The 22,095-nt window shown below is 30.3% G+C and carries 18 protein-coding genes; 10 read left to right on the plus strand and 8 right to left on the minus strand.

Annotated features, from left to right (window positions below):
- Positions 1-12 precede the first annotated feature (12 nt).
- Positions 13-2,109: an ATP-dependent DNA helicase RecG gene (recG, locus tag ACOQN8_RS12790; protein ID WP_420552977.1), complete on the plus strand. Its 2,097-nt coding sequence runs from the start codon at positions 13-15 to the stop codon at positions 2,107-2,109.
- Positions 2,110-2,241: 132 nt separating this feature from the next.
- Here recG and ACOQN8_RS12795 read toward each other — a convergent pair whose 3' ends face one another.
- Genes ACOQN8_RS12795 through ACOQN8_RS12810 form a run of 4 tightly spaced genes read right to left on the minus strand, consistent with a single transcriptional unit; the run spans position 2,242 to position 5,524 of the window.
- Positions 2,242-2,748, minus strand: a complete 507-nt coding sequence (locus ACOQN8_RS12795) for a nuclear transport factor 2 family protein (protein WP_420552978.1) — start codon at positions 2,746-2,748, stop codon at positions 2,242-2,244.
- 19 nt (positions 2,749-2,767) lie between these two features.
- Entirely contained in the window at positions 2,768-4,741 is a 1,974-nt protein-coding gene (locus ACOQN8_RS12800; RefSeq protein WP_420552979.1) for a PspC domain-containing protein, read from the minus strand.
- Positions 4,734-5,078 (minus strand): PadR family transcriptional regulator, encoded by a 345-nt coding sequence (locus tag ACOQN8_RS12805; RefSeq protein ID WP_150899139.1) that lies wholly within the window; start codon positions 5,076-5,078, stop codon positions 4,734-4,736. The genes ACOQN8_RS12800 and ACOQN8_RS12805 overlap by 8 nt, the downstream gene beginning before the upstream one ends.
- A gap of 17 nt (positions 5,079-5,095) precedes the next feature.
- Complete coding sequence (locus tag ACOQN8_RS12810) at positions 5,096-5,524, minus strand: DUF4870 domain-containing protein (protein ID WP_420552980.1); 429 nt, start codon at positions 5,522-5,524, stop codon at positions 5,096-5,098.
- 154 nt (positions 5,525-5,678) lie between these two features.
- On the opposite strand from ACOQN8_RS12810, the gene ACOQN8_RS12815 reads away from it, so the two are divergent.
- Positions 5,679-6,134 (plus strand): DUF4442 domain-containing protein, encoded by a 456-nt coding sequence (locus ACOQN8_RS12815; protein ID WP_272148716.1) that lies wholly within the window; start codon positions 5,679-5,681, stop codon positions 6,132-6,134.
- Between the two features lie 74 nt (positions 6,135-6,208).
- Positions 6,209-7,009 carry a TIGR00266 family protein gene (locus tag ACOQN8_RS12820; RefSeq protein ID WP_420552981.1) on the plus strand — a complete coding sequence of 267 codons (801 nt, stop codon included), beginning with the start codon at positions 6,209-6,211 and terminating at the stop codon, positions 7,007-7,009.
- 73 nt (positions 7,010-7,082) lie between these two features.
- On the opposite strand, the gene ACOQN8_RS12825 is transcribed toward ACOQN8_RS12820, so the two are convergent.
- Together ACOQN8_RS12825 and ACOQN8_RS12830 are read right to left on the minus strand one after the other, a co-directional pair.
- On the minus strand, positions 7,083-8,480 hold the full coding sequence (locus ACOQN8_RS12825) for a TlpA family protein disulfide reductase (protein ID WP_420552982.1): 1,398 nt from the start codon (positions 8,478-8,480) through the stop codon (positions 7,083-7,085).
- Between the two features lie 236 nt (positions 8,481-8,716).
- Positions 8,717-11,269, minus strand: coding sequence for an ATP-dependent Clp protease ATP-binding subunit (locus tag ACOQN8_RS12830; protein ID WP_235273985.1), 2,553 nt, complete (start codon positions 11,267-11,269; stop codon positions 8,717-8,719).
- Positions 11,270-11,564: 295 nt separating this feature from the next.
- On the opposite strand from ACOQN8_RS12830, the gene gyrA reads away from it, so the two are divergent.
- The 7 genes from gyrA to ACOQN8_RS12865 all read left to right on the plus strand — a co-directional run bounded on the left by gyrA (position 11,565) and on the right by ACOQN8_RS12865 (position 20,469).
- On the plus strand, positions 11,565-14,069 hold the full coding sequence (gene gyrA, locus ACOQN8_RS12835) for a DNA gyrase subunit A (RefSeq protein ID WP_420552983.1): 2,505 nt from the start codon (positions 11,565-11,567) through the stop codon (positions 14,067-14,069).
- 16 nt (positions 14,070-14,085) lie between these two features.
- On the plus strand, positions 14,086-15,321 hold the full coding sequence (locus tag ACOQN8_RS12840; protein WP_272148721.1) for a tetratricopeptide repeat protein: 1,236 nt from the start codon (positions 14,086-14,088) through the stop codon (positions 15,319-15,321).
- Positions 15,322-15,385: 64 nt separating this feature from the next.
- A complete protein-coding gene (locus tag ACOQN8_RS12845) occupies positions 15,386-16,132 on the plus strand; it encodes an EI24 domain-containing protein (RefSeq protein ID WP_420552984.1) in 747 nt (248 codons plus the stop codon).
- Between the two features lie 28 nt (positions 16,133-16,160).
- Positions 16,161-17,063 carry an oxygen-dependent coproporphyrinogen oxidase gene (hemF, locus tag ACOQN8_RS12850; protein WP_420552985.1) on the plus strand — a complete coding sequence of 301 codons (903 nt, stop codon included), beginning with the start codon at positions 16,161-16,163 and terminating at the stop codon, positions 17,061-17,063.
- A 241-nt stretch (positions 17,064-17,304) separates the two neighbouring features.
- Complete coding sequence (locus ACOQN8_RS12855) at positions 17,305-18,606, plus strand: dihydrolipoamide acetyltransferase family protein (protein ID WP_420552986.1); 1,302 nt, start codon at positions 17,305-17,307, stop codon at positions 18,604-18,606.
- An 85-nt stretch (positions 18,607-18,691) separates the two neighbouring features.
- Entirely contained in the window at positions 18,692-19,429 is a 738-nt protein-coding gene (locus tag ACOQN8_RS12860; RefSeq protein ID WP_420552987.1) for a hypothetical protein, read from the plus strand.
- Between the two features lie 212 nt (positions 19,430-19,641).
- Complete coding sequence (locus ACOQN8_RS12865; protein WP_420552988.1) at positions 19,642-20,469, plus strand: hypothetical protein; 828 nt, start codon at positions 19,642-19,644, stop codon at positions 20,467-20,469.
- Positions 20,470-20,499: 30 nt separating this feature from the next.
- Here the strand turns inward: ACOQN8_RS12865 and ACOQN8_RS12870 are convergent, their stop codons facing one another.
- Both ACOQN8_RS12870 and ACOQN8_RS12875 read right to left on the minus strand, forming a co-directional pair.
- Positions 20,500-21,177: a GNAT family N-acetyltransferase gene (locus ACOQN8_RS12870; RefSeq protein ID WP_420552989.1), complete on the minus strand. Its 678-nt coding sequence runs from the start codon at positions 21,175-21,177 to the stop codon at positions 20,500-20,502.
- A complete protein-coding gene (locus ACOQN8_RS12875; RefSeq protein ID WP_420552990.1) occupies positions 21,167-22,060 on the minus strand; it encodes a TIGR01777 family oxidoreductase in 894 nt (297 codons plus the stop codon). Before ACOQN8_RS12875 ends, ACOQN8_RS12870 begins: the two co-directional genes overlap by 11 nt.
- Positions 22,061-22,095: the final 35 nt, after the last annotated feature.

Below are 22,095 nucleotides of genomic sequence, written 5' to 3' on the forward strand. Positions count from 1 at the left end.
TTTTCGTTTTTAATGAATTTAAATCATCCAATAACATATATAAAAGGTGTTAGTGTAGCTAGAGCAGAGTTGTTATATTCTGAACTAGGTATAAGAACTTGCAATGATTTATTAAGCCTTTTTCCCTTTAGATATATTGATAAAACTCAATTTTATACAATTAATCAACTACAGCAAAATTCATCAGAAGTTCAGATAGTTGGGAAGATAAGAGGTGTTAAAACTGTAAAGCAAAAAAGAGGGAGTAGGTTAGTAGCTACATTTTATGATGCTACTGGTTCTATTGAATTGGTTTGGTTTAAGGGAGCTAAATGGATAAAGGATAGTTTAAAAATTGATACTCCTTATGTAATTTATGGAAAGCTAAACTGGTATAATGGTAGTGCTAGCATGCCTCATCCAGAGATGGAAACAGTGAGAGAATATAAAAGTAAGTTGCAAATGTCTATGCAACCTGTATATCCTTCTACCGAAAAACTGACCAACAAAGGAATTAGCAATAAAATGATGCGTACTATGATTCAAAACTTGTTACAACAGGTTTATAGTAGTATTGAAGAAGCGCTTCCAACTTATATGTTAAATGAAAACCAGTTATTAGGAAAAAGAGAGTCATTATTAAATATTCATTTTCCAAAGAGTCAGGAGTTATTAGCAAAAGCTCAATATAGATTAAAGTTTGAAGAACTATTTTTTATTCAAGTACAGTTGCTACAAAAGAAACTGATACGAAAATCAAAGATAAAAGGATATGTTTTTGAACATGTTGGTGAAGAGTTTACGAATTTTTATAATAATCACTTACCTTTTAGTTTAACCAATGCTCAGAAAAGAGTACTAAAAGAAATTCGAAAAGATGTTGGTTCTGGAGCTCATATGAATAGATTATTGCAAGGTGATGTAGGTTCTGGAAAAACAATTGTTGCTTTATTATCGATGCTAATTGCAATTGATAATGACTATCAAGCTACCATTATGACACCTACAGAGATTTTGGCAATCCAACATTATAATGGAATTGTTGAATTATTATCGGAAACTTCTATAAAAGTAGAGCTATTAACTGGTTCGAGTAAAACTAAAAAACGAAGAGAAATTCATCAAGGGTTAGAAGATGGGACTTTACATATTTTAATTGGTACACACGCTATTTTAGAAGATAAAGTTCAATTTAAAAACTTAGGTATTTCTATTATTGATGAACAACATCGTTTTGGGGTTGCTCAACGTTCAAAAATGTGGCAAAAAAACGATTTACCTCCGCATGTATTGGTAATGACGGCTACACCAATTCCAAGAACATTGGCAATGTCTGTGTATGGCGATTTAGATATTTCTGTAATTGATGAACTTCCTCCAGGACGTAAGGAGATTAAAACAGTTCATAGATATGATAGTAATCGTTTAGGAGTTTTTAAATTTTTAAAAGATGAAATAGCCAAAGGACGTCAAGCATATGTAGTATATCCACTAATTCAAGAATCTGAAGCAATGGATTATAAAGATTTGATGGATGGTTATGAAAGTATTGTTCGCGATTTTCCTTCTCCAAAATATCAAATCAGTATTGTTCATGGTCAAATGAAACCTGCAGATAAGGAATATGAAATGGATCGTTTTGTAAATGGTGAAACGCAAATAATGGTGGCTACTACAGTTATTGAGGTAGGGGTAAATGTACCTAATGCATCGGTAATGGTCATAGAAAGTGCTGAGCGTTTTGGTTTAAGTCAGTTGCATCAATTAAGAGGTAGAGTAGGACGTGGAGCAGAACAGAGTTATTGTATTTTATTATCCAGTTATAAATTGTCTTCAGACGGTAAAACTCGTTTGCAAACTATGGTTGATACCACAGATGGATTTAAAATTGCAGAGGTAGATTTGAAACTTCGAGGACCTGGAAATATTATGGGTACTCAACAAAGTGGTGTGCTTAATTTAAAAATTGCTGATGTAGTTAAAGATAGTCCCATTTTGCATGTAGCAAGGCAAATGGCTATAAAGGTTTTACAAGAAGACGCAGCCTTGTCTAAACCAGAACACAGAGGGTTATTAAAAACGTATACTCAGCTTCAAAAAACAAGTGGTCTTTGGAGTAATATTAGCTAATTACTTACTGAAATAGATTGAAAAAGAAAAGCCAAAGCTGTAAAGCTTTGGCTAGTAAACTAATAAAACCAAGTATTAGTATCATTAGAGTTAGCTAACTAATGAACTAATGTTTTTAGCGTGAACTATATTTTAATGTAGGCTAATAACTCTTGTTATTTTCCAGTTATTATTTTCTTTTTTCCAAATATTAATGAATTTGCTTGGTATTGATTTTTGGTTGGGCTCTTGTTTGTTAAAAAACTTATGGTATCCTATTTGAACAGCTCCATAGTTCTCAATAGGGTATACTTCTATGCTTCCTTTTATTAAAGTACGTGTAACTTTACCGCAAATATTTTTTTCTAAAGCTTCTAATAGTTCTTTTTTAGAAGTAGCTAATCCAGCTTTATCATGAAAAAACTCAATATCTTCATCTATAATATTTGCTTGTGTTTCCATATCACATGTATTGTAAGCATTAAAATAGATACTATCCATTTTTACAATTTGGTTATGTAAATTAACATCAGCAGGTTTGTATTTAGGGATTTCTTTAACCTGTCCATTCATAAAAAACGATATAAAAAACGTATATATATAGGTTAAGATTTTTAGAAAAAAGTTTCCGTTAAAAAAGAAATCGAAAATAGCATCCATAGTTTTTTATTTTAAATTGTTACCAAGTTTTAAAGGCTAATTGACCGTCTTCGTTATAAAGTCTTCTAAATCCTTTAGGAATAGTTTCTAAAGTGTTGTTAGAAATCCTGATTTCTCCATTGTATCCATCGTTACAGTTTATTTTTAACAATACTTTGTCTATCATATTGTCTAAATCATATTTCGGATTGATGATTTCAATATCAATGTTTCTTTTGTTTTTAAACCATGTAACTAATTTTTCTAATTCATTTTTAGTTGTTTGTTTACTGATAATAAATTCAGCTTTTAAATCATTAATTGTGCTATCGAATAGAAAACTAATATCTTCGTCATTATTTGAATTTCTGTCATTTTCTTCTTCGTTATTATCATTGTTATTATAGTCACAATCTGTACATTCAAAACCTTTAGAAGTCATTTTGAAATGATGATTAGCCATATCTCTATCATAAATATCTTGAGTATTTCTAACATCGTCTAAAAATCTACGTGTTGATCCTTCAAAATAAACTGTTGTACCTTCTGGAATGAATAAAGTAGCTCTAATTTCTTCGTCTTTCCACATGTTTTTATATTCACTTAAAAAGAATGCATCAAAAACAATAGTGTTGTTGGCAGATTTAAAGTTATACTGAATGGTTTCAGCATTATCATTCGCTTTGCTTCTTCTTCTTCCTTCGGATGTTTTCTTAATTTCTATATAAGCATTCCCAGTTTCACTCTTACGAACATCAATATTGATATCGTTAGAATATTTCATTTCTTTATCGTTAACATATACACCTACAGCATTATTTCTATTACGTAAATTATGATTATAATATATGTTATCATCATTAACTACTCTAAGTTTTAAAGGCTCTTCTTTAGTATAAGTTATACTATGTTTAGTTATTTTAGCTCCGTTATATGCATGCGTTGTAGCATATTCTATACCAGAGAAACCTACAGCTAATAATGATACTAACCATACTCCAAATAGAGTTAAAATAGCTGGAGTGCTTAGTTTTTTTACATTAGGAGATAAAATTCTTAATCCTAAGATAAATAAAACTATAAATGGAATTCCTATTAAAACAAATAAGAAAATAGATAACAACCATTTAGGTAAAGTCGACTCATAGAAAAATGGAGGGTAATGAACCATATCATTATCAATATCCAAAAATTCTAAACTTCCAATTGAAAATATTCCTAACAATAATGATATGATTGTTATACCTGCAATAAAGATTAGTAAAACTCCCATGAATTTTCCAAAAACTTTAAATACAGCTAGTAATATTTTGCCCATTGTATCTATAAAATCTTGAAATCCAGAAGAGGTTTTAGACTTTAATTTTTCATAATCTGCACTTGAAATTTTATCAGATAGGTCGTTAGCACCATCTTTTAGCTTTGATGATAGGTTTTCAAACTCGTTACGAATTTTTTTTTCAATGTTATCAATATTTACAGCTTCACCTTCCATCTGTAATTTTTCAGTTGTGGTCTTAGCTTCAGGTAATAATATCCAAAGGATAAAATAAGCGATAAAACCAAATCCAGCTCCAAACATTAAAACTAAAGTTAATAATCTTACCCAGATTACATCTATACCTGCATAATGAGCTAAACCAGCACAAACACCACCTAAAAATTTATCATCACCATCTCTAAAAAGTTTTTTACTAGTTCTGTTTCTTCTTTGAGAATACGAAGTGCTATCGTTAAAACTATCTTCAGCTTCAGCATAATCTTCTGGCTGTCCCATAATAGTAATAACTTCATCAATATCACTTTCATTAACTACTTGACGAGCGTCAGTAATTCTCTCTGATAATAACTCACTAATACGTGCTTCTATGTCAGAAATGATTTCATTTTTTCCTTGAGGATCATCGCTTAAAGAACGAGAAATGGCGTCTAAATAGCGTTTTAGTTTTTGATAAGCAGTTTCATCTATATGGAAGAAAAACCCGCCTAAATTTATATTTATTGTCTTATTCATTTTTAGTTGATTTTGTACTTGTTACTTGGCTTACTGCATTTACTAAATTATTCCATGTTTTGTCTAATTCTTTTAAGAACATCCCACCGTTTTCTGTTAAAACATAGTATTTTCTTGGTGGTCCAGAGGTTGATTCTTCCCATCTATATGTTAATAATCCTGCGTTTTTTAAGCGAGTTAATAACGGATAAATAGTTCCTTCAACCACAATCATTTCTGCACCTTTTAAGGTTGAAAGTATTTCAGATGTGTATGCGTCTCCTTTCTGTAAAATAGATAAGATGCAATACTCTAAAACACCTTTGCGCATTTGTGCTTTTGTATTTTCTATCTTCATGTAATGCGGTTTATAGGTTATTTTATAAAATTAATTGTAAAAGGATACTTGTATTCCTCTCCTTTGTTAGCTTTCATTGCCGCAATAATAATTAAGGCAATTTTGATAAGTGTTACGATACTTACTAATGATGCTATTCCAATGAAACCAAAAAGACCGTCGTAGGAATGATGTCCGCCAAAATCTACATCAATTCCTCTAAAAATATCTATAAAGTTTCCAAAGAAGAAAGAGAAGAATGAAGCACTTAGTATAAAAATATACAAGCCGAAGCTTATGTTAAAGTTGACTGCTTCTTTTCCATGATTATCTAAAAAAGGACTTCTTTCTTTTAAGGTTTGCCATAAAATTAAAGGAGTAATAATGCTTCCTAATGGGAAAAAGTATCCTGCGAAAGCTGATATATGAATTAAAAAAGCATTGGTATTTTCTTTATTCTGTTGCATAATAAAATGAATTATATAATACTTGACTATGCAAATATATATTTTTTAAAAGGTATTATGCAATACATAGTACTAAAATTTAACAAAATTTAACATTTGAAATCGTGAGTTTTTTTAACAAAAAAGCTGTAAATTGCCTGTAAATACTGATAAAATGAAGTTTACACCTCGAAAAATTAATTTTTTTACATTATTCAAATTACCATCTGCATATTTATGTGGAATAAGGGTAAAATCAATTTCTAATGAAAAATCTCTGGTAGGAGTTAAGCATAAATGGATTAATCAAAACCCATTTAAAAGTATGTTTTGGGCGGTTCAAGGAATGGCAGCAGAACTATCTACTGGTATTTTGGTAATGCAGGCAATTGATAACTCAGGAAAAAAAGTTTCAATGTTAGTTACCAATATGAATGCAACCTTTACTAAAAAGGCGACAGGAAAAATTAGATTTGAATGTAATGATGGTTTGGCAATAGAAAAAGCAATTCAAAAATCTGTTGAAACTGGAGAGGGACAAACGGTTTTAGTTACTTCTGAAGGAATTAATAAAGAAGGTATTTCTGTTTCTAAATTTGAATTTGAATGGAGTTTAAAAGTGAAAAACTGATCTTATTTAGAATTAGAGTGTAACAAAAAAGAGAAACATTATTCTAATAGATAGATTAATTAAACAAAATACTTATGAATGCACATGAAATAGATTACCGCATTTTTGGAGAAGAAATGCAATATGTAGAAATTGAATTAGATCCTCAAGAAGGCGTGGTAGCGGAAGCTGGAAGTTTTATGATGATGGACTCTGCAATTAAAATGAATACTATTTTTGGAGATGGTTCAAATCAAGAAAAAGGTTTGTTAGGGAAAATATTTTCTGCAGGAAAAAGAATTTTAACTGGTGAAAGTTTATTTATGACTGTTTTTACTAATGATGGTCAAGGAAAGAAACAAGTTTCATTTGCATCTCCTTATCCAGGAAAAATTATTCCAATTGATTTAACTGAATATAATGGCAAATTCATTTGTCAAAAGGATGCTTTTTTATGTGCTGCTAAAGGAGTTTCTATTGGTATAGAATTTTCAAAACGTTTAGGAAGAGGTTTGTTTGGAGGAGAAGGTTTTATTATGGAGAAATTGGAAGGTGATGGTATGGCATTTGTACATGCTGGAGGAACAATGGCAAAAAAAGTATTACAACCAGGAGAAGTTTTAAAAGTTGATACAGGTTGTATTGTTGGTTTTACACAAGATGTTGATTATAATATTGAATTTATTGGAGGGATTAAGAATACAATTTTTGGAGGAGAAGGTCTATTTTTTGCCACGCTTAAAGGACCAGGGACAGTATATATTCAATCATTACCGTTTAGTAGATTAGCTGGTAGAGTATTAGCTATGGCTCCACAAACAGGTAGAGGAGATAAAGGTGAAGGAAGTATTTTAGGAGGATTAGGTGATATTATAGACGGAGACAATAGATTTTAGGAGATTGTATTATAATTATAAAATAAAAAAAACCGCTATTTAGCGGTTTTTTTTTATGGTATGATAAGAAATTTTAAATTCCTAATTCATCAAATATTCCAATTAATTTTTCTCCTTGTGATGGAGCAGGAGCGTTAGGGTTTACAATCTTTCCATCAGGATCAATAAGGATAAACTTAGGTAGTCCTTTGATTAAGAATTTTTGTGCCCATTCTAAATCGTCTTGCTTTTTTCCACTGAATAATTGTACTCCAGTCATTTCTCTGTCTACAATAGTTTGCTTCCACTTTTCAAAATCTCTCGCAGCATCAACACTAATACTTACAAATTCGATATCTTTTCCGTGGTATTCTTCTTCTAATCTTTTTAATAGAGGAATTTCTCTTTTACAGAAAGCACACCAAGTAGCCCAAACGTCAATATATAAGTATTTCCCTTTACCTAATAAATCGTCAAAAGAAGTTGTACCTCCATTATAGTTTTTGAAATTTTCAAATTTTGGAGCTGGCTGACCTTTAGCAGTAGTTTTTAAAATGTTATAGCTTTTACTAACTTCATCTTTATGTGTTTTGTTAGTAGAATAAGCCATAAACTTATTATAGAACTCTTTTAAGTTATCAGTATAAGTGATACTGTTTTGAGCGCTTTCATATAATAAATCATTTTTAGCTATTGTATCATTAACTTCAGTTTGAACAGTTTCTAAGTAAGTTAAGTAGTAATCTTCACCTTCTTTGTTCTTCTCTTTAGCTTTCGATTCTAATAATTCTAAAAGCATTTTTCTATACGAATATGAATTCATGTAATCATATCCACTACTAAAGTTAAAGTTTTCGGTAGGATTTGGAAAGTCTTCAGAAACAACAAAATCTGAATTTCCAGTTAAAGTTCTGTGGAAATCTTGGTAATTGTTTATGTTTCTTAAGTATTCATAATCAATATTTCTAACTTCATTTTTAAGAAAATCGGCAGGTAAATTGCTAGAGATAGATAATTCAGTTAATGCATCTTTATATTCATCCATTCTATCTAAGAATTCTCCTTCTTCTAATGAAAAAAGCTCATTTGCATTTACTAATATTTCAGGAAATTTAGTTCTTTTCTTTAAGAAGTAGTTGTTGATGTTCTCATTTGTACCTTCAAACTTTCCGTTAAAACTACTAGGATCTCCTTTTTTATAATCAAAAACAATTCCTGTATTTACAGTATCATTAAGATATAAATTAAAATGTTTTTTGTTAGTTCTTAAAGTGTAATTTCCATCTCTATCAATTCGTATAGTGTCTGAGAAAGTACCAGTTTTTTTGTCGAATTTTATTTTTTTACTAAAACGGAAGCCTTCTAAAGTAACATCTCGCTTTTTATAATTTTCAATTTTACCAGATAAGATTAAATAATCTTTTACAGGTTTTTCTTTTGTACATGAAATTATGGTAACTCCTATGAGGGCTAAAAGTACTATTCTTTTCATTGTTTAGTTTTTAAGGTGAATAAGGCGTCGAAGTTAGTTTTTTTAGTTTTTTTATCAAAGATTTTAACAAAAAAAATAAATTTTAAAAAATATTTTACGATTTAAAAGTTTGATTTTTAAACTTTTTTAGGTATATGATTGCTGTTTTTATAATTTTTATAACAAAAACGTATATAAAAGTAAGCTATAGAAAAAGAAAAACCTAAGCTAGACTAGCTTAGGTTTTTTATGGAATATTATTCGTCTATTTCTGTTCTAGATTCTTCAGGTTTATCTCCTTTTTCAATTTTAATGACAAGTTTGTTATCTTTTTCATTTAAATCCATAAAAATAGAATCACCTTCATCTAGTTTAGAGTTTACAATCTCTTCAGCTAAAGAATCTTCAATGTATTTTTGAATAGCTCTTTTTAAAGGTCTAGCTCCGTATTGTTTGTCGTAACCTTTGTCAGCAATATAATCTTTAGCTTTTTCGCTTAAAGTTAAGTTGTAACCTAAGTCAGAAATACGCTTTAATAATTTATCTAACTCAATGTCTATAATGCTATGAATATCCTTACGTTCTAAAGAGTTGAAGATAATAACATCATCAATACGATTTAAGAATTCAGGAGCAAATGATTTTTTCAAAGCACCTTCAATAATACTTTTAGCATGAGCATCTTCTTGATCTTTCTTAGAAGAAGTACCAAAACCAACACCCGCGCCAAATTCTTTTACTTTACGAGCACCAATATTAGATGTCATTATTATAATGGTGTTTCTAAAATCAATTTTTCTACCAAGACTATCTGTAATATGTCCATCATCTAAAACTTGTAAAAGCATATTGAAAACATCAGGATGAGCTTTTTCAATTTCATCTAAAAGAATTACGGAATAAGGTTTACGACGAACTTTTTCAGTTAATTGTCCACCTTCTTCATATCCTACATAACCTGGAGGTGCTCCAATTAGTCTAGATATTGCAAATTTTTCCATATACTCACTCATGTCAATTCTAATTAAAGAATCATCAGAATCAAACAATTCACGAGCTAATATTTTTGCCAACTGAGTTTTACCAACACCAGTTGATCCAAGGAAAATAAATGAACCAATAGGTTTGTTAGGGTCTTTTAATCCAACTCGGTTACGTTGTATAGCTTTAACAACTTTAGCAACAGCTTCATCTTGACCAATTACTTTTCCTTTAATTAAGTTAGGAAGATCAGCTAAACGATTACTCTCAGCTTCAGCTACACGATTTACAGGAATTCCTGTCATCATTGATACTACTTCAGCTACATTATCTTCAGTAACAGTTTCTCTATGTAGTTTAGAATCCTCTTCCCATTGGTTTTGAGCTGATTCTAAGGCAGTTTCTATGTTTTTTTCGTCATCTCTAAGCTTTGCTGCCTCTTCGTATTTTTGACCGCTTACAGCCTTTGTTTTACGTTCACGAATTTCATCTAGTTTAGATTCTAATTCTAAAATTTGTTGAGGAACAACAATGTTTGTGATATGAATTCTAGATCCAGCTTCGTCTAAAGCATCAATAGCCTTGTCTGGAAGGAATCTATCAGTCATATAACGATTGGTTAATTTTACACAAGCTTCAATTGCTTCGTCAGTAAAATCAACATGGTGATGCGCTTCGTATTTACCTTTTATGTTATGTAAAATTTGAACAGTTTCTTCAACAGTAGTTGGGTCAACAATTACTTTTTGGAAACGACGTTCTAATGCACCATCTTTTTCAATATTAGTTCTATATTCATCTAGAGTAGTAGCACCAATACATTGGATTTCACCTCTAGCTAAAGCAGGTTTTAACATATTTGAAGCATCTAGTGATCCAGTAGCTCCACCAGCACCAACAATTGTATGAATCTCATCAATGAATAAAATGATGTCATCATTTTTTTCAAGCTCATTCATTAAAGCTTTCATTCTTTCCTCAAATTGACCTCTGTATTTTGTTCCAGCAACTAAACTTGCTAAATCAAGAGAAACAATACGTTTATCGAATAATATTCTAGAAACTTTCCTGTTAACAATTCTAAGAGCTAGTCCTTCGGCAATAGCAGACTTACCAACACCAGGCTCTCCAATTAACATTGGATTGTTTTTCTTTCTTCTACTTAAAATTTGAGAAACACGCTCAATTTCTTTAATACGTCCAACAACAGGATCTAATTTACCGCTAATAGCTAGTGCTGTTAAATCACGACCAAAATTATCTAAAACAGGAGTTTTAGATTTTTTAGGTTGTTTTCCTTTAGAAGGTTGTTGTCCATAAGGATTAGATTTTTCTTCAGAAAATTCATCATCAGAAGGTGTTTCTGCCATAGGGGATAAGTAATTATCTTCAACGTGTAGTTGTTTATATAAAGCCTTAGCTTGTTCGTAATCTACATCATACTTTTGAAGTAACTTCGTTGTAGGGTCATTTTCATTACGTAAAATACATAATAATAAATGTGCAGTATTTATAGAGTTACTTTGGTATAACTTTGCTTCTAAAAATGTAGTTTTTATAGCTTTCTCTGCTTGTCTAGTAAGATGCAAACTTTTCTTTTCTACGTTAGCTACATAAGGGGTCGTAGGATTTAATTTTTCTAATTTATTACGTACCAAATCTAAATCCACATCGAAAGTAGTTAATATCTCGATGGCTTTTCCGTCTCCTTTCCTTATCAAACCTAACAATAGATGTTCAGTTCCAATAAAATCATGCCCTAATCTTAAGGCTTCTTCTTTACTGAAAGTAATTACATCTCTAACTTGTGGTGAAAAATTATCGTCCATAAATTTTATTTGTATCTGTGTAAAGTTAGTAAGTTTTTTTCTTTAAAAATACAAAAAAGATGCCAATAGTTTTAAAAAGTTATTCTTGTCATGTTTTTTTTAAAAGAGTGACAAAAATTGTTAATAAATATAGGTAAAAGAATAAAGATATTTTTTGTGTATAAATAGGTATTGTAGTATCTTGCAATGTTTTAGAAAATACGGTTTGTTTAACTGTATTTTAGAAGTGGGTTTTATCAAGTGTAAAATTCACTTTTTTGACGAAAATGAGTACTAATATTTTAAAAGAAAATATATGGCAGATGGCGAAAAGTTGATTCCTATCAATATTGAAGAACAAATGAAATCAGCTTACATTGATTATTCAATGTCAGTAATTGTATCAAGAGCATTACCAGATGTTAGAGACGGTTTAAAACCCGTTCACCGACGAGTTTTATTTGGAATGCATGAATTAGGAATTAAAGCTACAGGAGCCTATAAGAAATCAGCTAGAATTGTAGGAGAGGTATTAGGTAAGTATCACCCACATGGAGATACATCAGTATACGATTCTATGGTGCGTATGGCTCAAGATTGGAGTGTGCGTTATATGATGGTTGATGGACAAGGTAACTTTGGATCGGTAGATGGAGATAGTCCTGCAGCAATGCGTTATACGGAGGTGAGAATGCAGAAGATATCAGAGGATATGTTAGCAGATATTGAAAAAGATACTGTTGATCATAAATTAAACTTTGATGATACGTTAAAAGAACCTACAGTATTACCAACTCGTATACCAAACTTATTAGTAAATGGAGCGTCTGGAATTGCAGTAGGTATGGCAACTAATATGGCGCCTCACAACTTAACAGAAGTTGTAAATGGTACCGTTGCTTATATTGATAACAGAGATATAGAAATTGATGAGTTAATGCAACACATCAAAGCTCCAGATTTTCCAACTGGAGGTATTATCTACGGTTATGATGGTGTACGTGATGCTTTTCATACTGGTCGTGGACGTATAGTAATGCGTGGTAAGGCTACTATTGAAGAAGTAAAAGGAAGAGAATGTATTGTTGTAACTGAAATACCTTTCCAAGTTAACAAAGCAGAAATGATTAAGAAAACTGCTGAGTTAGTTAACGAAAAGAAATTAGAAGGAATTTCGAATATACGTGATGAATCTGATAGAAAAGGAATGCGTATTGTGTACGTTTTAAAACGTGATGCAATTCCTAATATCGTTTTAAATAAATTATACAAGTATACTCAATTACAAACTTCTTTTAGTGTAAATAATATTGCTTTAGTAAATGGACGTCCAGAGCAATTAAATTTAAAAGAATTAATTCACCATTTTGTTGAGCATAGACACGAAGTAGTTGTTCGTAGAACAGAATTTGAATTAAAGAAAGCTGAAGCAAGAGCACATATTTTAGAAGGTCTAATCATAGCTTCTGATAATATTGATGAAGTAATTGCGATTATCCGTGGTTCTAGTAATGCAGACGAAGCAAGAGCCAAGTTAGTAGAGCGTTTTGAACTGACAGAAATTCAGGCAAGAGCAATTGTAGAAATGCGTTTGCGTCAGTTAACAGGACTAGAGCAAGATAAATTACGTGCGGAGTATGATGAAATCATGATAACTATTGCTGATTTAAAGGATATTTTAGCAAATGAATCTAGACGTTATCAAATAATCAAAGACGAGTTAATCCAAATTAGAGATAAGTATGGAGATGATCGTCGTTCAGAAATAGAATATGCTGGAGGAGATATGCGTATCGAAGATATGATTCCTAACTCTAAAGTAGTAGTAACTATTTCTCATGCAGGGTATGTAAAACGTACAAACTTAGACGAATATAAAGTTCAAAATAGAGGAGGACGTGGGCAAAAAGGAGCTACAACTCGTAACGAGGACTTCTTAGAACACTTATTTGTAGGAACAAATCATCAGTATATGTTATTCTTTACTCAAAAAGGAAAAGTATTCTGGATGAGAGTTTATGAGATTCCAGAAGGAGGGAAGAATACCAAAGGTAGAGCAATCCAAAACCTTATTAATATTGAACAAGATGATAAAGTAAAAGCATTCTTGGTTACTGGAGACTTAAAAGATGAAAGTTATATCAATAGCCACTATGTGATTATGGCAACTAAGAGAGGTCAAGTAAAAAAGACACCTTTAGAACAATATTCGCGTCCAAGAACAAACGGTATAAATGCAATTACTATTAAAGAAGGTGATGAGCTATTAGAAGCAAAATTAACTACAGGTGATAGTCAAGTAATGTTAGCGTTAAAATCTGGTAAATCAATTCGATTTGAAGAAGCTAAGACTAGACCAATGGGAAGAACTGCATCTGGAGTAAGAGGAATTACCTTAATGCATGAAAATGATGAAGTAGTAGGTATGGTTGCAGTAAATGATATGGATAGTAATATTTTAGTGGTTTCTGAAAAAGGATATGGGAAACGTTCTAAATTAGAAGACTATCGTATTACAAACCGTGGAGGAAAAGGAGTTAAGACTCTAAACATATCAGAAAAAACAGGAGAATTAGTAGCAATTAAAAATGTTGACGATTCAAATGATTTAATGATTATTAATAAATCTGGACTTACTATTCGTTTGGCTGTTGAAGATTTACGTGTTATGGGACGAGCAACACAAGGAGTTAGATTAATTAACATTAAAGGAAAAGATAGTATTGCTGCCGTAGCAAAAGTTATGCATGAAAAAGAGGAAAATGAAAATGGCATGGAAATTGAAAACGAAGAATCAAACGAAAGTCAAGAACAACAATAAATAAATTAGAATAAAAATGAAAAAACAAATATTAACTCTTTCACTAGGATTATTGTCATTAGGATTAATGGCCCAGAAATCTGAGTTAAAAGCCGCTGAGAAAGCAATAAAAAAGCAAGATGTAAATAATGCGATCTCAATATTAAACTCTATTGAAGGAGATTTAATGATTAATGGTGAAGATAAGTACAAGTCTAAATTTTATTTTTTAAAGGGAAAAGCTTTAGCTACTAAGAAAGATTATAAGAATGCAGCAGAAGCTTTAAATGCATTATTAGCTATGGGTAAAACCAAATATGCAAATGAAGCTAAGCCTATCTTAAATCAATTAATTCAAGAAGTTTCTAAAAAAGCAATTGATTTATATAACAATAAAAAAGATTATAAGAACGCATCTGAAAATTTTTATTTAACATATGTGTTAAGTCCAACAGATACTTCTTTTGTATATAATGCTGCAGTTTCTGCTACTCAAGCTAAAGATTTTGATACAGCAATTAAATATTATAAAGAATTAAGAAGAGTTGGTTATACAGGAATTGTAACTCAGTATTTAGCAACTAATAAAGCAACTGGAAAAGTTGATAACTTTGGTTCTAAGAATCAAAGAGATTTAATGGTAAAGTCTGGTCAATATATTAAGCCTGAAACTAAAAAGTCAGAGCCTAAAACAGCTGCTATAGTAAAAAGCATGGCTTTAATTTATAAAGAACAAGGTAAGGTTGAAGAGGCTATGAGTGCTTTAGCAGAAGCTAGAAAAGCTAATCCAGATGATTTAAACTTATTATTAAATGAAGCTGATATGTACATAAAGCTTGGTAAAATGGATAAGTTTAGTGCGTTAATGAGTGAGGCTATTTCATTAGATCCTAATAACCCAACTTTATATTATAATTTAGGTGTGGTTAACTTTAACCAAGGAAGAATGGATGATGCTAAAAAATACTACGAAAAAGCAGTAGAGTTAAAGCCTGATTATGCTGATGCTTATATGAACTTAGCAGTAGTTGTTTTAGATAAAGATAAAGCAATTGTTGAGGAAATGAATAAAAATTTATCTAACTTTAAAAAGTATGATCAATTAGCGTTAAAGCAAAAAGAAGTTTATAAAGAAGCTTTACCATACTTAGAAAAAGCAGATGAATTAAATAGAAGTATTGATACAGTTAAAACTTTAATGAATTTATATGAAGTTTTAGAAATGGAATCTAAAGCTAAAGAATTTAGAGATTTATATAAGTCAATGAAATAAAGAAATATTTCATAAATTAAAAACCGAAACTTTTAAGTTTCGGTTTTTTTTTCAAAAAAATAGTATGATTCAGAATATAATAAAAGGAATAAAAGCGTACCTAGGAGCTTTTCAGTTAATATCTAAGTTAAAACTATGGAAATATTTTACTATTCCTACAATAATTAGTTTACTTACAGCAATAGTTGTTGGAAGTATGGCTTATGGATTGTCTGATAATTTGGGGCATTATTTTGCTAACTTTTGGAAATGGGAATTTGGAAAAGAAACGTTTGAAATAATAAGTACATTTTTAAGTGGATTATTAATAGTAATCGTTGGTTTGGTGTTATATAAGCATATAGTAATGGCACTATCAGCACCTTTTATGAGCCCAGTTTCTGAGAAAATAGAAAACTATATGGTGGGAGAAAGTCATTTACATAGAAATACAAGTTTTCAAGAGCAATTCATAAGAGGGATTCGAATAAACGTTAGAAACTTTATTAGAGGTATGTTCTTAACAATAATAATAATTCTTTTTGGGTTGATTCCTGTAATAGGTATAATTTCTACAGTATTGTTATTTCTAGTTCAAGCTTATTATGCAGGTTTTGGTAATATGGATTATACTTTAGAACGTCATTTTAAATATAAAGAAAGTATTCGTTTTGTAAAAGAAAACAAAGGGTTAGCCATAGGAAACGGAATTGTTTTTATGCTTTTTTTATTAATACCAGTTGTAGGAGTGTTATTAGTTTTGCCATTATCAGTAACAGCAGCAACAACAGAAACTATTAAAAAAATTCAATTAAAAGAATTACCAGAATAAGTACTTTTGCAAATCAAGAATTAAATCAATGAAAGAGCAGTTTTATACTTATATTCAACAATTACAAGATACAATTACTTCTAAATTAGAAGAAATAGATGGAGGAGTAAAATTTCAAGAAGACCTTTGGAAAAGGAATGAAGGAGGAGGAGGTAGAACTCGTGTTATAGAAAATGGAAATATCTTTGAAAAAGGAGGAGTTAATATTTCAAAGGTTTTTGGAGAGTTACCAGAGGTGTTAAGAAAACAGTTTGGAGTAGAAAGTGGAAACTTTTTTGCTTGTGGTTTAAGTTTAGTAATTCATCCTAAAAATCCTTTTGTGCCAACAGTACATGCAAACTGGCGTTATTTTGAAATGTATGATGAAAAAGGTAATATAGTTACCCAATGGTTTGGAGGAGGTCAAGATTTAACACCTTATTATTTATTTGAAGAGGATGCAACTCATTTTCATCAAATATGTAAAGAAGCTTGCGATAAACATGATCAAGACTTTTATCCAAAGTATAAAGAAACTTGTGATAATTATTTTTGGAATACACATAGAAATGAAGCAAGAGGTATAGGCGGTTTATTTTTTGATTACTTGAAAAAGACTGAAAAATTTTCAATGCAAGATAGATATGATTTTGTTACAGAGGTAGGTAATAGTTTTTTAAACTCATATGTACCAATAGTTGAAAAAAGAAAAGATACAGTTTATAACCAAGAACATAAAGATTGGCAAGAAGTAAGAAGAGGGCGTTATGTAGAGTTTAATTTGGTTCATGATAGAGGTACATTGTTTGGGTTAAAAACAAATGGACGTATTGAGAGTATTTTAATGAGTTTGCCTCCTACAGTACAGTGGAAGTATAATCATCAACCAGAAGAAGGAAGTGAAGAGAGTAAACTTTTAAAAGTTTTAGCAGAGCCTAAAGACTGGGTATAGAACTAGCAATAATTTAACTATAGTTGTAAAGTAAAAGAGTCCTAAGTGTTGAAAATCAATTGTATTATTGAAAACGCAACAGAAGTTTAGATTATTTTGTTTTAATTTAAAAATGAATGTATAAATGATGTGTTTTTGCGAATAATTCAAATAATTGAATAATTATAGATTTTTTTTATACAAAAAAAGGTAAGAAAATCGTAGGTTTTTACTAACTTCGCAAACATTAAAAATATACACTATGGCTAGATACGAATTGAAGTTGCCTAAAATGGGCGAGAGTGTTGCAGAAGCAACTATTACTTCTTGGGTAAAAGAAGTTGGAGAAACGATTGATATTGATGATACCGTAGTTGAAGTAGCTACTGATAAGGTAGATAGTGAGGTACCTAGTGAAGTAGATGGAACTTTAGTAGAAATATTATTTGATAAAGATTCAGTAGTACAGGTAGGACAAACAATAGCTATTATAGAAACAGAAGGAGGAGAGAAAGTGTCTTCTGAAACAACTATTATAAAAGAAGAAGTTAAAGCTGCAGCTGTAGAAGTAGAAAAAACAATAGAAGAGGTAAAAGAAAAAATTACTAGTTCTATTGACACATCTTCTAGCGAACGTTTTTATTCACCATTAGTAAAAAGTATTGCGCAAACTGAAGGTATTTCTTTAGATGAGTTAGAAACAGTTAAAGGAACAGGTAAAGATGGACGTGTAACTAAAACTGATATTTTATCTTATATAGAAAATAGAGGAAGTCAACCACAAAAGACCGCAGAGCCAGTTCAAGAGCAAAAGCCACAACCAAAAATTCAATCTGTACCAGTTACTTTAAGTGGAGAAGATGAAATTATAGAAATGAGCCGTATGGGGAAATTAATTTCTAAGCATATGGTAGATTCTATTCAAACATCTGCACATGTACAATCTTTTATTGAAATAGATGTAACTAATATTGTTAATTGGAGAAATAAAGTAAAGAATGCTTACCAAAAAAGAGAAGGAGAGAAATTAACATTTACTCCAATCTTTATGCAAGCAGTTGCTCAAACAATAAAAAAACACCCTATGATTAATATCTCTGTTGATGGAGATAAAATCATAAAAAGAGGAAATGTTAATTTAGGAATGGCAGCAGCTTTACCTGATGGAAATTTAATTGTACCGGTAATTAAGAATGCAGATCAGTTAAGTTTAGTAGGTATGACTAAGCAAGTAAATGATTTAGCGACTAGAGCTAGAGCAAATAAATTGAAACCAGATGATATTCAAGGAGGAACTTACACAGTAACAAATGTAGGTAGCTTTGGAAGTATTACAGGAACACCAATTATAAACCAGCCTCAGGTAGCTATTTTAGCTTTAGGAGCAATAGTTAAAAAACCAGCAGTTATAGAAACTCCAGAAGGGGATTTTATAGGAATTCGCCATAAAATGATGGTGTCACATTCATACGATCATAGAGTAGTAAATGGAGCTTTAGGAGGTATGTTTATTAAAACATTAAAAGAAATTTTAGAAGCTTGGGATGCAAATCAAGATTTCTAAAATAATACAATAGTAAATACAAAAGCTCAGGATTTCCTGAGCTTTTTTGTTTTACGTATATTCGTGCTTTAAACTAAAAAATAAAATGAAGAAAATTTTAATTGTACTGTTATTAGGAATAACAGCTGTAGGAATGTCACAAGAAAAAGTATTGTTACGTCTTAACTATAAGAAAGGTGATACTTATAAAATGTCTATGAAAATGAATCAAGACATGGGCGCTGCTCTAATGGATATGGACATGAAAATGAATATAAAAGTTACAGATGTTAAAGAAGGAAGTTATGTAACTGAGACTAAGTTTACCTATATGTCAACCAAGGTTTTACAAGGTGCTGAAGAAAAAGTGAACTTTAATACAAACATGAAAGAAGGTGAGTTAACTGAAGAGTCTAAGAAGTTTAAAGCACAGATGCAGCCTATGATGGATGCAATGATTTATTCTAGTGTTGATAAATTAGGAAAATCAAAGTTTTTAAAAGCAGAACCAACTTTCCCTGGGGCAGATCAGTTATCAAACCAGTACAATCAATCAGTAGAGTACCCAGAGGAAAAAGTAGGAGTAGGTTCTACTTGGACTAATACACAAAATAGTGGAGGAGTAGCAATGGAATTAGTATATACTGTTACTGAAATTACTCAAGAAAAAGTTATAGCTAAAATGAAAGGTAAAATGTCAGCAATGCCAACAGCTAAAATAACAGGAACTATTGAGATAATGAAAAGTACAGGAATACCATCTAAGTCAGTTGTAAGCATAGAAATGGATATGATGGGACAAATGATGAAAACAAAAGCAGAGTCTACTATAGAAAAAATGTAATTAAATTACTTTTTTAAATAAATAAAAACTCAGAATTTATTCTGAGTTTTTTTGTATAATAAAATTAGTTAAAATCCTTGTAATTAATATTTTATGTTTGATTAATTTTGCATAACCTCACTATACTTCTCATATTGAGATTAGTTTAAGATACTTTTTAAAAGCTGATACTCAACAATCAATTTTTTGTATTAATTAATATCATATTTATTATGAAAACAGTAAAAATTAATTTATTAGTAGTGCTTTTGCTATTAATAATATCGCCGTTAACTATTTTTTCACAGAATGAAAATAAGAGACCAGAGTACATAACTGTTACTGTTGGTCATTGGAACATGGACTATGAAAATTTTAATAAAGATAAATGGATAGCTACTGAGAGAGAATTTTTAGATAATGTAGTTAAGAAAAATGAATTTATATTGGGGACTTCAGTGTATTTGCATAGGTATACTCCAGATAATTCAGAAATTGTATTTGTAAATACTTATGGCTCTTGGGCTGATATAGAAAAAGCAAATAAACGTAATCAAGAACTAATAAAAGAAGTTTGGAAGGATGAGAAAAAGAGAGAAGAATACTTTAAAAAGAAAAATGCTTATTATACAATGGAACATTCAGATGAAATTTATGTTCCAGTTGGTGGGGCTAAATTTTTAAAATCAGATGATGCCAAAAAAGAGCTTATTTGGTTGGTTGTAAAAGGACACTTTGCATTCCCTGAAGATGGATCTAAAGAAGAGTTTGAAAATTTGAATAAAGAATACTTAGAGAATGTAATTAATAAGAACGATTTAATTAAAGGATACTTTCAGCATATGCATGCTTGGGGGAGCGATAAAACAGAATTTTCTAGAGTTTTTGCGGTAGAATCTATGGCTGATTTAGATATGATAGGAGAGAAAAGTAATGAATTATTTAAATCACATTGGAAAGATGAAGCTAAGAGAAAAGAGTTTGAAGAAAAGGTTCAGAAATACTTTACACCAAAGCATGGAGATTATATTTATACTTCAATTCCAGAATTATCTAAATAAAATATAAAAGCTTAGGCACAACCTAAGCTTTTAATTTTTCTTATAAAACCACCAATTCATATCTCGAGTAATTTTAAAGCCTAGCTTTTCATATAGTTTTATAGCAGGATTCCCCTTGTTTGTATGTAAAATAGGAAGTTTGTTGTCTTTTATTATTTCTTTAGTAACATATGAGGTTAACTGTTTGGCATACCCTCTTTTTGTATAATTTGGATGTGTAACTACAGCACTTACTTCTATAAAGTCATCAGTTTGCATACGTTGACCAGCAATAGACACAAGTTGATTATCTTTAAAAATACCAAAGTAGTTTCCCATATCAAAAGTTCTTTTTTTATAATAGCCTGGCATTACTAACCAAACAAGATTATAGATGTCATTTATATGTTCTTCTGATAAAGGAACTATGGTTTCAGTAAAATCAATGCCAGTTAAATTATCTAATACCATTTGACAACCATCAATTTTCTTATCTAAATAAATATTACGATCATCGTATAAAGGCGTTTTATCTTCTGAAACTAAGAAAAAACTGTCTGTTAGTTTAGCGTATTCATTTAATGCATTAGCAGTTTTATTAGTGTCTAAAAAAGCTCCAAAAGGACAAATTTTAGGATTATAAAACTTTACATCATCAAAATTAATAACAAATTCCTTATGTGTTTCGTTTAATGAATGCCAAACAGGATTCTTAAGTTTATTGTTCATTATTATAAATATTATTTAAAGCAGATTCTAAGTTTGAAAATTTAAAATTATAGAATTTAACAGTCTTTTGATAAGAAACTCTACTACCATTTAATAATATATAAGCCATTTCGCCTAGCGCTGTTTTTAAAATAAAAGAAGGGGCGTTCATAGGAAATACAGGTTTTTTTAATGCTTTTCCTAAAGCTTTCATGAATTTTTCATTGGTTTGATGTTCAGGAGCTACAGCATTAAAAATTCCATTAAAATTATGGTTGTTTATAGCTTCTAAATAAAGGTAGCATAAGTCGGTAACATGAATCCAAGGTAAGTATTGTTTTCCAGTTCCTAAAGCTGATAAAAATATAGGAGTATTCATTTTATGTAAAGCTCCTCTTTTTCTTGTGAGAACAACACCTGTACGTAAAATAGTTATTGGAATTTCTAGTTGCTCAAATTGCCGAGCAGCTTTTTCCCATTTAACACAAATTGAGGAAATAAAATCATTATTAGGAGTGTCTTCTTCATTAAAAATTTTATCAGAGGTAATAGCACCATAATAACCGATACCTGATGAAGAAATGAATCCTTTTAAAGGCACTTTATATTCTTTTACTTTTTTAAATAACAGGTTGGCAGATTGTACTCTACTATCAATTAACTCTTTTTTTCTCTTATTAGTCCAACGTTTATCTGCAATTCCTGCACCTGCAAGATGGATAATATGAGTAACTCCTTCAAAAGCTTTTTCATCGATATGATTTTCAGAAATATTCCAGTAAAACTCATTCTTTTTTGTTGGGTTTCTACTAAGAACATTTACTTGAAAATTATTTTCTTTTAAAATAGCTTGTAGATGTCCTCCAATAAGTCCAGTTCCTCCAGTAATTAAAATTTTATCCATAGAGTAAAAATAAGAAAACCATAATGTTTTAGCAT

Origin of the sequence: Tenacibaculum aiptasiae, from assembly GCF_965221665.1 — a bacterium.
Lineage (GTDB): Bacteria > Bacteroidota > Bacteroidia > Flavobacteriales > Flavobacteriaceae > Polaribacter > Polaribacter aiptasiae.

Excerpts from the sequence above, each read along its gene's own strand:
- recG (WP_420552977.1), top strand. The coding sequence starts at position 13 with ATGAATTTAAATCATCCAATAACATATATAAAAGGTGTTAGTGTAGCT.
- ACOQN8_RS12795 (WP_420552978.1), bottom strand. The coding sequence starts at position 2,748 with ATGGATGCTATTTTCGATTTCTTTTTTAACGGAAACTTTTTTCTAAAA.
- ACOQN8_RS12800 (WP_420552979.1), bottom strand. The coding sequence starts at position 4,741 with ATGAATAAGACAATAAATATAAATTTAGGCGGGTTTTTCTTCCATATA.
- ACOQN8_RS12805 (WP_150899139.1), bottom strand. The coding sequence starts at position 5,078 with ATGAAGATAGAAAATACAAAAGCACAAATGCGCAAAGGTGTTTTAGAG.
- ACOQN8_RS12810 (WP_420552980.1), bottom strand. The coding sequence starts at position 5,524 with ATGCAACAGAATAAAGAAAATACCAATGCTTTTTTAATTCATATATCA.
- ACOQN8_RS12815 (WP_272148716.1), top strand. The coding sequence starts at position 5,679 with ATGAAGTTTACACCTCGAAAAATTAATTTTTTTACATTATTCAAATTA.
- ACOQN8_RS12820 (WP_420552981.1), top strand. The coding sequence starts at position 6,209 with ATGAATGCACATGAAATAGATTACCGCATTTTTGGAGAAGAAATGCAA.
- ACOQN8_RS12825 (WP_420552982.1), bottom strand. The coding sequence starts at position 8,480 with ATGAAAAGAATAGTACTTTTAGCCCTCATAGGAGTTACCATAATTTCA.
- ACOQN8_RS12830 (WP_235273985.1), bottom strand. The coding sequence starts at position 11,269 with ATGGACGATAATTTTTCACCACAAGTTAGAGATGTAATTACTTTCAGT.
- gyrA (WP_420552983.1), top strand. The coding sequence starts at position 11,565 with ATGGCAGATGGCGAAAAGTTGATTCCTATCAATATTGAAGAACAAATG.
- ACOQN8_RS12840 (WP_272148721.1), top strand. The coding sequence starts at position 14,086 with ATGAAAAAACAAATATTAACTCTTTCACTAGGATTATTGTCATTAGGA.
- ACOQN8_RS12845 (WP_420552984.1), top strand. The coding sequence starts at position 15,386 with ATGATTCAGAATATAATAAAAGGAATAAAAGCGTACCTAGGAGCTTTT.
- hemF (WP_420552985.1), top strand. The coding sequence starts at position 16,161 with ATGAAAGAGCAGTTTTATACTTATATTCAACAATTACAAGATACAATT.
- ACOQN8_RS12855 (WP_420552986.1), top strand. The coding sequence starts at position 17,305 with ATGGCTAGATACGAATTGAAGTTGCCTAAAATGGGCGAGAGTGTTGCA.
- ACOQN8_RS12860 (WP_420552987.1), top strand. The coding sequence starts at position 18,692 with ATGAAGAAAATTTTAATTGTACTGTTATTAGGAATAACAGCTGTAGGA.
- ACOQN8_RS12865 (WP_420552988.1), top strand. The coding sequence starts at position 19,642 with ATGAAAACAGTAAAAATTAATTTATTAGTAGTGCTTTTGCTATTAATA.
- ACOQN8_RS12870 (WP_420552989.1), bottom strand. The coding sequence starts at position 21,177 with ATGAACAATAAACTTAAGAATCCTGTTTGGCATTCATTAAACGAAACA.
- ACOQN8_RS12875 (WP_420552990.1), bottom strand. The coding sequence starts at position 22,060 with ATGGATAAAATTTTAATTACTGGAGGAACTGGACTTATTGGAGGACAT.